General features: G+C 60.3%; 12 protein-coding genes. 8 read left to right on the forward strand and 4 right to left on the reverse strand.

What is annotated here, in order from left to right:
* Positions 1 to 51 precede the first annotated feature (51 nt).
* Genes NKI50_RS27100 through NKI50_RS27110 form a run of 3 tightly spaced genes read left to right on the forward strand, consistent with a single transcriptional unit; the run spans position 52 to position 2,842 of the window.
* On the forward strand, positions 52 to 915 hold the full coding sequence (locus NKI50_RS27100; protein ID WP_245278558.1) for a carbohydrate ABC transporter permease: 864 nt from the start codon (positions 52 to 54) through the stop codon (positions 913 to 915).
* A complete protein-coding gene (locus NKI50_RS27105; protein WP_352718107.1) occupies positions 908 to 1,753 on the forward strand; it encodes a carbohydrate ABC transporter permease in 846 nt (281 codons plus the stop codon). Before NKI50_RS27100 ends, NKI50_RS27105 begins: the two co-directional genes overlap by 8 nt.
* Positions 1,754 to 1,762: 9 nt before the next feature.
* Positions 1,763 to 2,842: an ABC transporter ATP-binding protein gene (locus NKI50_RS27110; RefSeq protein WP_352496633.1), complete on the forward strand. Its 1,080-nt coding sequence runs from the start codon at positions 1,763 to 1,765 to the stop codon at positions 2,840 to 2,842.
* A 126-nt stretch (positions 2,843 to 2,968) separates the two neighbouring features.
* Here NKI50_RS27110 and NKI50_RS27115 read toward each other — a convergent pair whose 3' ends face one another.
* The 3 genes from NKI50_RS27115 to NKI50_RS27125 are packed head-to-tail and all read right to left on the reverse strand — an operon-like array spanning position 2,969 to position 6,530.
* Entirely contained in the window at positions 2,969 to 3,790 is an 822-nt protein-coding gene (locus NKI50_RS27115) for an alpha/beta hydrolase (protein ID WP_352496634.1), read from the reverse strand.
* A gap of 11 nt (positions 3,791 to 3,801) precedes the next feature.
* Complete coding sequence (locus NKI50_RS27120) at positions 3,802 to 5,289, reverse strand: NAD-dependent succinate-semialdehyde dehydrogenase (protein ID WP_352484914.1); 1,488 nt, start codon at positions 5,287 to 5,289, stop codon at positions 3,802 to 3,804.
* A 17-nt stretch (positions 5,290 to 5,306) separates the two neighbouring features.
* On the reverse strand, positions 5,307 to 6,530 hold the full coding sequence (locus NKI50_RS27125; RefSeq protein WP_352484915.1) for an iron-containing alcohol dehydrogenase: 1,224 nt from the start codon (positions 6,528 to 6,530) through the stop codon (positions 5,307 to 5,309).
* A 338-nt stretch (positions 6,531 to 6,868) separates the two neighbouring features.
* On the opposite strand from NKI50_RS27125, the gene NKI50_RS27130 reads away from it, so the two are divergent.
* A complete protein-coding gene (locus NKI50_RS27130) occupies positions 6,869 to 7,561 on the forward strand; it encodes a GntR family transcriptional regulator (RefSeq protein ID WP_352484920.1) in 693 nt (230 codons plus the stop codon).
* Positions 7,562 to 7,688: 127 nt separating this feature from the next.
* Complete coding sequence (locus tag NKI50_RS27135; RefSeq protein ID WP_023718517.1) at positions 7,689 to 8,282, forward strand: DJ-1/PfpI family protein; 594 nt, start codon at positions 7,689 to 7,691, stop codon at positions 8,280 to 8,282.
* 129 nt (positions 8,283 to 8,411) lie between these two features.
* Here NKI50_RS27135 and NKI50_RS27140 read toward each other — a convergent pair whose 3' ends face one another.
* Positions 8,412 to 9,323 (reverse strand): GntR family transcriptional regulator, encoded by a 912-nt coding sequence (locus tag NKI50_RS27140; RefSeq protein WP_352484916.1) that lies wholly within the window; start codon positions 9,321 to 9,323, stop codon positions 8,412 to 8,414.
* 166 nt (positions 9,324 to 9,489) lie between these two features.
* Here NKI50_RS27140 and NKI50_RS27145 point away from each other — a divergent pair, with 166 nt between their 5' ends.
* The 3 genes from NKI50_RS27145 (at position 9,490) to NKI50_RS27155 (ending at position 12,332) form a co-directional block, all read left to right on the forward strand.
* Positions 9,490 to 10,542 (forward strand): ABC transporter permease, encoded by a 1,053-nt coding sequence (locus tag NKI50_RS27145; protein WP_352484917.1) that lies wholly within the window; start codon positions 9,490 to 9,492, stop codon positions 10,540 to 10,542.
* Complete coding sequence (locus NKI50_RS27150; RefSeq protein WP_023718514.1) at positions 10,539 to 11,324, forward strand: ATP-binding cassette domain-containing protein; 786 nt, start codon at positions 10,539 to 10,541, stop codon at positions 11,322 to 11,324. The genes NKI50_RS27145 and NKI50_RS27150 overlap by 4 nt, the downstream gene beginning before the upstream one ends.
* Before the next feature lie 93 nt (positions 11,325 to 11,417).
* The gene (locus tag NKI50_RS27155; RefSeq protein ID WP_156948053.1) at positions 11,418 to 12,332 is read left to right on the forward strand and encodes a sugar ABC transporter substrate-binding protein; all 915 of its coding nucleotides are present in this window, start codon (positions 11,418 to 11,420) and stop codon (positions 12,330 to 12,332) included.
* Positions 12,333 to 12,453: the final 121 nt, after the last annotated feature.

Consider the following 12,453-nt stretch of genomic DNA (forward strand, 5'->3'; position numbering starts at 1 on the left):
AGATATCTGCCTATGCGGGCTCTCGGCGAACTATCCGAGACCCGATACTGGATGTATTTGCTGCTCCTTCCCAGCCTCGCCCTTATCCTTCTCGTGATCGCCTATCCGACGCTTTACGGCATGGCAATCAGCTTTCGCGAGATGCGTCTGACGCGTCCCGGGTTGGATGGCTGGGTCGGCTTCAAACATTATCTAGCGATGTGGTCAGACCCGGTATTCTGGATCGCATTGAAGAACACCGTCGTGTGGGTTGCTGCCGCGGTCGTGCTGGAACTATCGCTTGGTCTGCTCGCCGCGACAGCTCTCAACAGGGATTTGCCGGGCACGAAAATCTTCGCCGTGCTCATCCTGCTTCCCTACTTCCTGCCCAATGTCGTAGCGGGCCATATGTGGGCCTTGCTGCTCGATCCGCGGCTCGGAGTCATCAACGATCTTCTTGTCCGGCTAGGCGTCCTGCAGGCCTACAAGGCATGGTTTGCTGATCCCAATACTGCGCTTGCGGCGACCATTCTCGTCGAGGCCTGGCATGGGTTTCCATTCTTCGCGCTGCTGCTGCTCGCGGGCCTGAAGGGTATTCCCGAGGATCTCTACAGGGCAGCGGCGGTCGACGGCGCAGGCCTGGCGGCGCAGCTCAGGCTGATCACCTTGCCCATGCTCAAGACCGTCATCGCGGCGGCAGTGATCCTGCGCGTCATCGGTCTGGTCAATTCGCCCGATCTGCTCCTCATTCTCACCGGTGGCGGACCGGGAGATGCCACGCAAGTGCTGTCGTTGTACGCCTTTCAGACTGCCTACAAGGAGTTCAATTTCGGCTACGCATCCGCCCTGTCGGTGGTGATGTTCGTGACCCTGATGATCTTCGCGGCCGGGTATATCCGCATCTCCAGGATTACCAAAGGACAGGGCGATGATTGAAAGCAAGCGTCACCGGCGGATGATCGCGAACATCGCCACCTACATCGTGCTCGCAAGCCTGACGGTGTTCTGCATCGGTCCGATGATCTGGATGTTCCTGACATCCCTCAAATATGAGGCCGACATTGTCACCCAGACGATGCAGTACCTCCCGAGCCGCGTTACCTTCGACAATTATGTCGCCATCTGGACGCAGTCGGGTTTCCCACGGCTTATAGGCAACAGCCTCGTCGTTACCTTGCTGACGGTGACGATCTGCGTCGTCACGGGCACGCTTGCCGCCTATGCATTTTCTCGCTTCGCGTTTCGAGGCCGAGATCAGCTCATGCTCGGCTATCTTGTCGTTCGCATGTTTCCCGCAGTCATGATGATCATTCCCCTTTATGTTGTTATGCGCGGTGTGGGGCTCGTCGACAGCCGTTTCGGCCTAGCGCTTGCCTATACGAGTTTCCTGCTGCCGCTGTTCGTGTGGATGCTCAAGGGGTTCTTCGATTCGGCACCTAACGAACTCGAGAGCGCGGCTCGCATCGACGGCTCGACAAGGCTTGGCGCCATGGTCCGTATTGTCATGCCCCTTGCGCGGAACGGCCTGGTCGCAAGTTCGGTGTTCATTGCCATCGCGGCCTGGAATGAGTTCCTGTTCGCCCTGATGCTCACGACGGGGCAGGGGTCTCGCACCTGGCCCGTGGGCCTGCAACTGATGGTCGGAGAGTTCCAGCTTCCTTGGGGCGTTCTGGCGGCAGGCGGCATTCTCAGCATCATCCCTGTCATCGTTCTCTTCGCGATTGTCCAGCGAACCATGGTCCAGGGGCTGACTGCAGGCGCCATCAAAGGTTAGGAGTTTCGCATGGCGACACTTTCCATCAGGGACGTGCGCAAGTCCTATGGCTCCGTACAGGTTCTTCACGGGGTCGACATCGAGCTCGAGGACGGAGGCTTTCTGGTTCTGCTCGGGCCGTCCGGATGCGGCAAGTCGACCTTGCTCAACATGATTGCCGGCCTCGACGACACGTCCAGCGGTGACATCCTGATCGGTGGACGCTCGGTCCTCGACCTTGCGCCCAAGGACCGCAATATCGCGATGGTGTTCCAATCCTACGCGCTTTATCCCACCATGTCGGTCGCGAGGAATATCGGCTTCGGATTGGAAATGCGTGGCGTCGGCGCCGACCAGCGCACGCGTGCCGTGGAAGATGCCGCGCGCATGTTGCAAATCTCCCATCTGCTCGATCGACGCCCCGCCAACCTTTCGGGCGGACAGCGGCAGCGCGTTGCGATGGGCCGCGCGATCGTGCGCGACCCGGAGCTGTTCCTCTTCGACGAGCCATTGTCCAATCTCGATGCCAAGCTTCGCGTGGAAATGCGCACGGAGATCAAGCGCCTGCACGAGCGTCTCGGCACGAGCATCGTCTATGTCACGCATGATCAGATCGAGGCGATGACGCTGGGCACCAAGGTGGCCGTCATGAAAAGCGGCTACATCCAGCAATTGGGCGATCCGCGCACCATCTATGAACGGCCCGCCAATATGTTCGTGGCAAGTTTCATCGGATCTCCGGCAATGAACTTCCTTGCCGGACGACTGGTCCCGGATTCGGAAGGTGTCCGGTTTCAAGCGAGCGGTGTATCGATCGTGTTGCCGACGCGGAACCGGCAGGTGGACTCTGAGCGACCGGTGATGTTGGGCATACGGCCTGAAGAGCTGAGAACCGTTGCGGAGAATCGAGCTTCGATCATTGGGGAGATCGACGTGGTAGAGCCCACCGGGCCTGAAACCATGGTGACTGTGCAGGTCGGCGAGAACGCGATCATCGCGCGCCTGCCGCCGAGGTTTGCCGGCCGGCGCAAAGAGCCAATATTTCTTGCCGTCGATCCGGCGAGCGTCAACCTGTTCGATCCGGATAGCGAGCAGCGCATCGACATTTAGGACGTGGATACCAGCGGCTGGACGCAGTGGCGCAGGGATCCGCGATGTCGCCTCGAACTCATCCGGAGCGAATGCGGACCGCTTGCGGTCAAGCTGCGCTGGGTGAGCGGTATCTCGGCAGGGTAGTCAGCGGGCCTTGGCGATCAGTTCTGTCAGGCAATCAGCAGCCTCCGTCCCTGGCACGCCAAGATCTCTGACACTGTCCATGTGGTTGCGGTTCGGGAGCACATGCGACGTTACCAACGATCCCTGCCGCACCAAGCTTGCTTTGAATCGATCGGCTTGCTGATGGAAGGGTGGCGTCTCATTGGCTCCGACCAGAACCGCCGCCCTGGTTTGAGGATCATGCCGACAGGCGAGCGGCGTAAACATGGCGACTTCCTCGTCGGTTATTCCAATCTCGTGGGCGAGAAAGGAATCCTGGAGCGGTTTCAAATCGTAGAGCCCGCTCAGCAGAAGAGCTGCCCTTACATTCGAGGGGGTATGCTCGTCGTTGAACAGAAACGTTGCAAGATGTGCTCCAGCCGAATGACCACTGACAGTCAGGGCCGCCGGGTTTCCGCCATGATCGGCGATGTTGGCCAGGATCCACTGCTTGGCGCGGCGCACCTGGTCGACGATCGTCGCCATTCGGACCTTGGGCATCAGAGCATAATCAAGGATGACGGCAATGGCCCCGGCCTGGGTAATCGTCGTCGCGACATATGAATAGTCGCGCTTGGAGAACATTCTCCAGTAGCCGCCATGGACAAAGATGTGCACCGGCAGCGCCGTTCTTTTCCCCGGGGGAAAGAACAGATCCATGGTTTCGGTCGGATCCGGTCCGCAGGCCACGTCCGCGGTCATCGCAATGGTGGCGCGGGCGGCCTCGCTGCGGCCAACGAAGTCCTGCACGATTTCGTCAAAATCCGCGACGTGGTCGCGGATGCGAAAGGGATCGTCTTGCATGCTTTCTCCGCTCACATGCTGATGGCGAGGTATTTCGCCTCCATGAACTCGGCAATGCCGTGATGCTGCCCTCCCTCGCGGCCGAGCCCACTCTGCTTAACGCCGCCGAAGGGGGCCGCCGGATCGGACATCAGCCCCCGGTTGACAGCGATCATCCCGGCCTCGATCCGGGAGGCCACCCGCATGCCGCGCGCCAGATCGCGCGTGTAGATGTAGGCAGCAAGCCCATATTCGGTGTCATTGGCGCGTGTGATGACCTCAGCCTCGGTGTCGAAGCTCGAGATCGGCGCCACGGGCCCGAATATCTCCTCATGCGCCATCTTTGCGTCGCCTGGCACGTCGCGAAGCACTGTAGGAGGGTAGAAGAAACCAGTTCCGGACAGGACTGAGCCGCCGCACATGACCCGCGCGCCGCGTGCGACCGCGTCGATGACAAGGCGATCTATCTTCTCGACCGCCTTTTTCGTGATCATGGGTCCGCATTCCGTGTCCGGGTCGGTGCCAGGGCCGACCTTGAGCGACGACATCCGCTTCTTGAGGCCGTCCGAGAAGGCTTCGTAAATGCCAGATTGCACGTAGAGGCGGTTGGCGGCCGTACAGGCCTCACCGGCGTTACGCATCTTGGCTACCATTGCGCCATCGAGCGCCGCTTCGAGATCAGCGTCGTCGAACACAATGAACGGTGCGTTGCCGCCGAGTTCCATCGAACACGAAACCACATGCCTGGCAGCCTCTGCCAGCAGAGCGCGACCCACACCCGTCGAACCGGTGAAGGAGAGCTTGCGCACTCGCGGGTCGGCCAGCATGGCGGCTGTCAAAGGGCCGGGACTGGAGGTCGTCAGGACGTTGACCACCCCCGGTGGCACGCCTGCGTCCTGATAGAGCGCGGCCAGCGCGTAGGCGGTAAGCGGGGTCTCGCTGGCTGGCTTCAAGATCACCGTGCATCCAGCGGCAAGTGCTGGCGCGATCTTGCGGGTCGCCATCGCGGCAGGAAAATTCCAAGGCGTGATCAGGACGCAGATACCGATCGGTTCGTAGTCGACCACGATGCGATTGGTGCCGGAAGGCGCAATACCGAATTCGCCAGTAATGCGAACGGCCTCCTCGGCATTCCAACGGAAAAATTCCGCGGCATAAGCGATCTCGCCGCGGGCATCCCGCAGAGCCTTGCCGTTTTCCAATGCGATGAGAGTCGCGAGCGCCTCTGATCGTTCCGTCATCAGTTCAAAGCAGCGTCTGAGGATCTCGGAACGCTTTCGCGGCGACGTTGTCCGCCAGCCATGGGCTGCCTTGGCAGCGGCGTCAACGGCAGCGGCCGCGTCGTTCACGGTCGCATCGGGCACAGCGGCGATGACAGCCTCGGTCGAAGGATCGACGACCGGAATCACCCTGCCATCCGCGGACTGGCGCCATTCGCCGCCAATATACAGCCCGTGCGAGATTGTGTGGAAGTCGCTGATTCCCTGATCATCCGACAGAACCTGTGAAAACGTGTTCATCTCGATATTCCCGATTGTTACATGATGCTGGCGAGGTCGCCATCAAAGGCGGCCTGGACCAGGCGTCGCATGGACCCCAAGTCGAATGGACGCGGATTGTTCTTGATGAGGCGCTCGATACCAATCGCTTGTTCGGCCGTCCAATCGAGCTTATCGGCGGGCAGCCCCAGTTCGGCCAACGAGGGGGTGATCCCGATTGCCCCAAACAGCCGACTGACCTCGCCAATGGTCGCGTCGGCCAACTCTTCGGGCGTACAGCCCTTTGCATCGAGGCAGAGCGCGTCGGCGATCTCGGCCATCTCGGTCGCTGCGGCTGTTTTGTTGTACTTCATGACGTATGGCAGCATGGTGGCGACACCCAGTCCGTGAGGGGTGTGGGTTATCGCGCCAACCGGGTATTGCACGGCGTGCGCTGCCGCTGTGCCGGCCGTTCCGAACGCACAGCCGGCGGCCAGTGCACCCATCATCACGTCGGCCCGGGCGTCCTCGTCAGAGGGCTGGCGGTATGCCGTTTCAAGGCTTCGGCCAAGCAGCTTGATCGCCAGCAGGGCGAAATGATCGGTCAAAGCGGTTTTGCCGATAAAGACATGTTTCTGCGGAAGGCCGGGATCGGTCCCCCGCCTGACGGCGGTGAAGGCCTCGATTGCATGCGTCAGCGCATCGGCGCCTGCGATCGCCGTCAATGCCGGCGGGCATGTCATCGTCAGTTCAGGATCGCAGATGGCCGCGGCCGCGATCAGATATGGGCTGGAGATGCCGACCTTCAGGGTGCGATCCGGATCGGAGATTACGGCGACCGGGGTCACTTCAGAGCCCGTGCCGGCTGTCGTCGGCACCGCGATCAGCGGCAGCGTCGGGCCGGGCACCTTGAACTCGCCGTAGTAATCCTGGAGCTGACCGCCGTGAGTGATGAGCAACGCGGCGCATTTGGCCATATCGAGACAACTGCCGCCGCCAATGCCGATCACCATGTCGGGCGCGAACCTCCGTGCTTCCTCGACGCAGACGGCAACGGTGTCCCGGGGAACGTCGGGTAGCACGCGGTCATGCACCAGTACGTCTATCGAGCTGGCTCGCAGCGCCGCGACGATCTCTCCAAACGGGCCCGTTGCGGCAAAACGTTCATCGGTGCAGACGAGCACGCGACGCCCGAGCCTGGCCGCGACAACCGGAATGACGTGGCGTTGGCCCTTCCCGAAGAGGATTTCGCGCGGCAGCCTTATGGCAGCGAAAAGGCTCATTATCTGCATCCTGTGATGATGTCTGGATTGGAATGCGAAAGGCCGTTCAACTCGGCCCAAAGGCTGGGTTTGACGTCAAACCCCACTTGCAGCACGCTTGCGTTCCGACGCGTTGAACCATCGCCCGGAGCGCTGACGGTCCGTTCAGGCTCGGACGGTGAGGAAGCCCGGCCCGCGGAGTCGGCCCGCTGCTCCAGCAGGGCCACCGCAAGTACGATTGCTTTGTCTTGAACCAGCCTCAAATTATATCCTCTATAAAATCGTATAGGATATAGGATTGCATTGGCCGAAGCATCGTGTTAGCAACTCAATGTGTCAAGGGGCAAAAAATGCAGGCCATGAACTTACCCAGTCTAGATGAACCGAACCTCGCCGGCGGGCGTATCCAGCGCTCCAGCAGCCTGGTTGAGGACGTCTACGAAGCGATTTTTGCGCAACTCATGTCGCTGAAGATTGCGCCGGGCTCGCGCATCACGGTCGACAGTCTGGTCAAGGAATTCAACGTCTCCCACACGCCGATCCGCGAGGCGCTCGGCCGGCTCGAAGGCGAAGGCCTGGTGCTGAAGACGCATCTGATCGGTTACCGCGCTGCGCCGCAGATCACGAAACGACGGTTTGACGAGCTCTACGAGCTTCGCCTGCTGCTCGAGCCTCATGGCGCGGCCAAGGCAGCCGCGCTCATGGACGAGGTAAAGCTCGCACAGCTTCAGGAATCGGCGGGCGTCATGGCGCGCCGTGAAGGCAAGGACGAGCGTCTGAGGTATTCCAACTTCGCCCGCCAGGATGCCATTTTCCATGACAAGGTCATGGAATTCGCCAACAACGAACTCGTGCGCGAGACGCTGGCGCACCAGCATACCCACTTCCACATATTTCGCCTGATGTTCCATTCGCGCGTCACCGAGGAGGCGCTCGACGAGCATGAGGCCATTCTGGCCGCTTTCGCTGCGGCCGATCCTGCCGCTGCCGAGCAGGCGATGCGTCGCCATATCGAGCATTCCCGCGACCGTTTGTTGCTGGCGTTCGACTGAGACTGTCCCGATGTCTTTGATCACAGGCCAGTGCCAAGGATACTTCCCCGATTCACCCTTCTAGAAAGTCAAACCCACCGGGCGAGTACAGGTCTCGCCCGGCCGTTGTCACAGGAAAGGTACGACCATGCCAGGCAAAAAGATCCTAATGCTGACCGGTGAATTCACCGAGGAATACGAAATCTTCGTCTACCAGCAGGCGATGGAAGCGGTGGGCCACACGGTTCACGTTGTGTGCCCAGACAAAAGCGCCGGAGACCTGATCAAAACATCGCTGCACGATTTCGAGGGCGATCAGACCTACACCGAAAAGCTCGGCCACTATGCGCTGATCAACAAGACCTTTTCCGACGCTGAGAAGCAGCTGGAGCAATACCACGCTGTGTACTGCGCCGGCGGTCGTGGGCCCGAATACATCCGCACCGACAAGCGCGTGCAGGCGATGGTGCGCCACTTCCACGAAACCAAAAAGCCGATTTTCACGATCTGCCACGGCGTGCAGATCCTGATTGCGGTAGACGGCGTCGTGCGTGGCAAGAAGGTCGGCGCACTGGCGGCATGCGAGCCCGAAGTGACGCTTGCGGGCGGCACCTATATCGACCTGTCTCCAACGGAGGCATATGTCGACGGCACGATGGTTTCAGCCAAGGGCTGGACGGCGCTTGCAGCGTTTATCCGCGAGTGCCTGAACGTGCTTGGGACAGAAATCCGCCACGCGTAGACCTTCTTCCGACGCGTCTCAAAGGGGTGCGTCGGTTCCCTTTCTGGAAGGGCATTGTCACCGCAATTCGGCTTCGGATCATAAACGCCCGCATCGCGCTGTTTGCCCCCCAGGTTCAAAGCTCTTTCGTTATGCATTGATGCTCGTTTCATCAAATCCCGTAAGCGAACGCATCAGTGTTTCCCTTGCTGAAGCCAGATGCGCTCGGCAGGCTACCTCAATCCGAGTGGCGTTGCGGCTCTCAAGCGCATCGATATAGGCAATGTGTTCGTGGATTGCGGCAAGGTTGCGCTGCTTTTCGTCCTGCTTGTTCCACTGATAGTGGTAGTGAAAAATGAACATGATGATGTCGTAGAAATCATCGATGAAGCGGTTCGGTGATGCCTCGTTTATAAGCCGGTGGAACCGGTTATCCAGGCCGGAGAAGTCGTGAAAGCGGCTCTCAATTCGCTCCAGCAGGTCGGCATGCGCCATCTTGAGCGCGGCGAGTTTCGACCATAGCGGAGAGCTGTTCGGCTGCAGTGAAAACAGTTGTGCCGAACGCAGTTCAAACATCACCCGGATCTCGAAGAGCTCAAGTGCAAAGTCTTCAGTGAAACCCTTGAAAAGCCAGCCTGTATTCGGCCTTTTCTCGATCAGTCCAAACCGGCTGAAGCGGATCAGGAATTCGCGAATTCCATTGGTCGCAACACCGAATTGCCGTGCAAGCTCAAGCTCATTGATGCTGGTTCCGGGCCTGGTGTCACCCCGCAGCATCCACTCCATGAACTGCTGTTCGACATGCTTGGCGCGAGGCGTAGTTTCGGCGTCCGGATAGTAGTCGTTGTCGCCGACCGCGCGGCCCGTCGCTCTGAGGCCGTGGCGTTCGGTGACAAGTTCGCGGTTAACAAGTTCTCGCAGGACCTTTCGGACGGTTGTGCGGCTGACGCACATTCGCCGTCTAAGCTCATTTTCGGAAGGAAGTTCGCCGGCCAATTGTCCGTCGCGCAGCATATTTGCAGCTCGATTGAAGGCCTTCTTGTAGACGGTGTCCGTTCTCATCGGATTTCCTTGGAACAATACCTTGTCCTTTTTAGCATGAACTTTATCCATAAAAAACAACTTGACCCGACTACACCAGTTGTTTTTTATCGATAAGAAGAGGACCTGAACACGAACTGAGTTTTTGACGACGCGGCTCGCACAAGCTGCGGCGGGGAGGGGAAATTTGCCTGAAACGGGAAACACCGGCACGACTGTCGGCGAGGCCGCGTTGCCGGCATCCAGGAAGTCAGAAGCCGTCCCCGGCCTTGCGCTTGGCCTGATGCTGCTGAGCGCTGGTCCGGTCGTCATCCTGGTGCTGCTGGTCGCCGTCCTCAGCTTTCTGTCACCCTATTTCCTGACAGGACGCAATCTCAGCAACATCCTCGCCCAGACGGCCGTCATCTCGGTTGTGGCGATGGGCCAGCATCTGGTCATCCTGACACGCGGCATCGATCTCTCCGTCGGCTCGAACCTTGCGCTGGCTTCCGTCGTTGGCGCGCTGAGCTTTCATGCTGGCGCCCCCGCCATCGTTGTGATCGCGGTGATGGTTGGCTGCGGTGCCGCGGTCGGCGCGATCAACGGGCTCTTCTATGTCTTCGGCCGACTGCCGCATCCTTTCATCATCACGCTGGCAACATTGAGCATCGCCAAGGGGTTGGCGCTGCAACTGGCCGATGGCCGCGCCATCCCTGGCATGCCGGATTCGATCGATGCGCTTGGCCGCGACGCGGTCTGGGGTCTGCCTGGATCGGTTTTCGTTGTTGCCGGCGTTGCCGCGGTGCTTTTCGTCATGGCTAAAACCATGGTCTGGGGGCGCTGGATTTATGCGGTTGGCGGCCGGCCCGACGCTGCGTTGCGCATGGGTATTCCCGTGTCCTGGGTCCTGGTTTCCGTCTATGTCATCTCAGGGCTGTGCGCCGGCATCGGTTCAGTCATCCTTGCCGGCCGCACCGACGCCGGTTCGCCGCTCTTCGGCAATCTGCTGGAACTGGATACGATCGCGGCGGTGATCATTGGCGGCGCCAGCTTTCTTGGTGGTCGCGGCCACCTCGGCCATGCCTTGATCGGCGCCATCATGATCGGCGTTATCCGCAACGCGCTCAACCTGCTCAACGTCAACGTCTTTTTCCAGCTCATCGTCATCGGCGTGGTCATCGTCATAGCGGTCGAGTCCGACGTGCTGCGCAATTACCTCGAAGGGCGTGTGCGTGTCATGCAAGCCGGGAGGCAGTCATGAGCGCTGCTGCGGCCAACGTCGATCATGCGGTCACCGCGGACAATCCCGTGCTGGCGGTACGCGGTGCGACCAAGCGTTTCGGTTCGGTTCTGGCTCTGGACGATGTCAGCATCGAGGTGCGGCGAGGCGAGATCGTCGGCCTGCTCGGCGACAATGGTGCGGGTAAATCGACGCTAACCAAATGCATCAGCGGGGTGCACCAACTCGATGCCGGCGCGATCTTTTTGGATGGTGCGCCAACGCAGATACGCTCCCCTGCGGATGCGCGCTTCGCCGGCATCGAGACCGTCTATCAGGACCTGGCGCTGTTCGACAATCTGACACCGGGACAGAACTTCTTTGCCGGCCGCGAGCTGGCTGGCCCGCAATGGCTTCCGCGCGGCCTGCGATTTCTGCAGCAGCGCCGAATGGACGCCGAGACCCGCGCTCTGTTGGTGAATCTCAAGGTCACGTTGCCGCGGCTGGATGCCGTCGTCGCCATGATGTCGGGTGGACAAAGACAAGCCATTGCCGTGGCCCGCTCGACCGTATTCGCCCGCAAGGTTGTCATTCTGGATGAGCCGACCGCCGCACTCGGCCTGCGTGAATCACGGCAGGTGCTCAATCTGGTTGCTGCGCTCCGCGACCAGGGCAATGCCGTCATCCTGATCACTCACAACATGGAACACGTCGTCGAACTCGCCGATCGCGCGGTGGTGCTTCGCCAGGGCCGCAGGGTCGGCGAACTGGTGCCGACCAAGGACAACAAACAGGAGCTGGTTTCCATGATCGTTGGAGCCTGACCCGTTCGAGATTTGGGGACCGTTCCGGTCCGCAAATGCCTGAAGCGTCTCCCGCAGGGAGGCGTCTCAATCCAAGGGAGGAAAACAATGCCAATGAACCGAAAACTGTTCGCAGGGCTGGCGATCGCCGTTGCGTTTTCTATGCCGGCTTCGGCCGCAGACAAGATCAAGATCGGCCTGATCACGAAATTCCCGGTGCCGTTCTACTCGACCATGGAGGACGCCGCCAAAAAATACGCGGCCGCTCATCCGGAGATCGAACTGGTCACCGGCCAGGGCCAGGCGGCCACCGACATTGAAGGCCAGATCGCTCTGATCGAATCCATGATCACGCAAGGCGTCAAAGGGCTTGCAATCACTCCGGTCGACCCGACGGTCGCGCCGGCGCTCGACAAGGCGGTGGCCGCCGGCATCAAGGTGGTTCTCGTCGACAACAGCATCCCCAACTGGAAAGGCCAGACGGCGTTGGTATCGACCAATAACCTCAATGGCGGCAAGATCGCCGGAGAATACCTGAAGACGGTGCTCAAGAGCGGTGACAAGATCGGTATTCTGCAAGGCGTTCCCGGGGTGCCGGCTCTGGATGACCGGGTCACGGGCATGATGGAGGGACTGGGTGAGGTAAAGGTCGAGGTCGTCGGCAAAGGTGCAACCAACTGCACGCTGGAACTTGGCACGTCAGTGACCGAAGACATTCTGACGGCCAATCCTGATCTCAAGGCAATCTACGCGGCCTGCGGCCCGCCGATCCCTGGAGCCGTCAAGTCGATCAGCAATGCAGGCATTGCCAACGACAACCTCATAGTGGTCGGCTTTGACGCCTGCTGCGGTGAGATCGAAGCGATCAAGTCAGGGGCGGAGGACGCCAGCGTAGCTCAATTTCCTGCAAAAATGGGCGAGCTTGGCATCGACACCGTCGTCAGGGCCATCCGTGGGGAACCCGTCGAGGCCAATGTGGATACCGGCGCCGGACTGGTGACGCTGCAGAACGTCAAGGACTTCGAGTGATCCACCAGCGGTGGGGGGGGGGGGCCCCCCCCCGCCCCGGCGAGGAGCTCAACCTTGTCGACCGTGATCGCTTCGAATTGTGCTGGATCGTCGACTTCCCGTTCTTCGAATGGAACGAGGA

It is taken from the genome of Mesorhizobium sp. M0563, assembly GCF_040321065.1.
Classification (GTDB): Bacteria; Pseudomonadota; Alphaproteobacteria; order Rhizobiales; family Rhizobiaceae; genus Mesorhizobium.

Bases quoted from the DNA above. Each gene is read 5' to 3' on its own strand.
- NKI50_RS27130 (WP_352484920.1), top strand. From the start codon at position 6,869: ATGAACTTACCCAGTCTAGATGAACCGAACCTCGCCGGCGGGCGTATC.
- NKI50_RS27105 (WP_352718107.1), top strand. From the start codon at position 908: ATGATTGAAAGCAAGCGTCACCGGCGGATGATCGCGAACATCGCCACC.
- NKI50_RS27155 (WP_156948053.1), top strand. From the start codon at position 11,418: ATGAACCGAAAACTGTTCGCAGGGCTGGCGATCGCCGTTGCGTTTTCT.
- NKI50_RS27115 (WP_352496634.1), bottom strand. From the start codon at position 3,790: ATGCAAGACGATCCCTTTCGCATCCGCGACCACGTCGCGGATTTTGAC.
- NKI50_RS27110 (WP_352496633.1), top strand. From the start codon at position 1,763: ATGGCGACACTTTCCATCAGGGACGTGCGCAAGTCCTATGGCTCCGTA.
- NKI50_RS27150 (WP_023718514.1), top strand. From the start codon at position 10,539: ATGAGCGCTGCTGCGGCCAACGTCGATCATGCGGTCACCGCGGACAAT.
- NKI50_RS27135 (WP_023718517.1), top strand. From the start codon at position 7,689: ATGCCAGGCAAAAAGATCCTAATGCTGACCGGTGAATTCACCGAGGAA.
- NKI50_RS27120 (WP_352484914.1), bottom strand. From the start codon at position 5,289: ATGAACACGTTTTCACAGGTTCTGTCGGATGATCAGGGAATCAGCGAC.
- NKI50_RS27125 (WP_352484915.1), bottom strand. From the start codon at position 6,530: ATGAGCCTTTTCGCTGCCATAAGGCTGCCGCGCGAAATCCTCTTCGGG.
- NKI50_RS27140 (WP_352484916.1), bottom strand. From the start codon at position 9,323: ATGAGAACGGACACCGTCTACAAGAAGGCCTTCAATCGAGCTGCAAAT.
- NKI50_RS27100 (WP_245278558.1), top strand. From the start codon at position 52: ATGTATTTGCTGCTCCTTCCCAGCCTCGCCCTTATCCTTCTCGTGATC.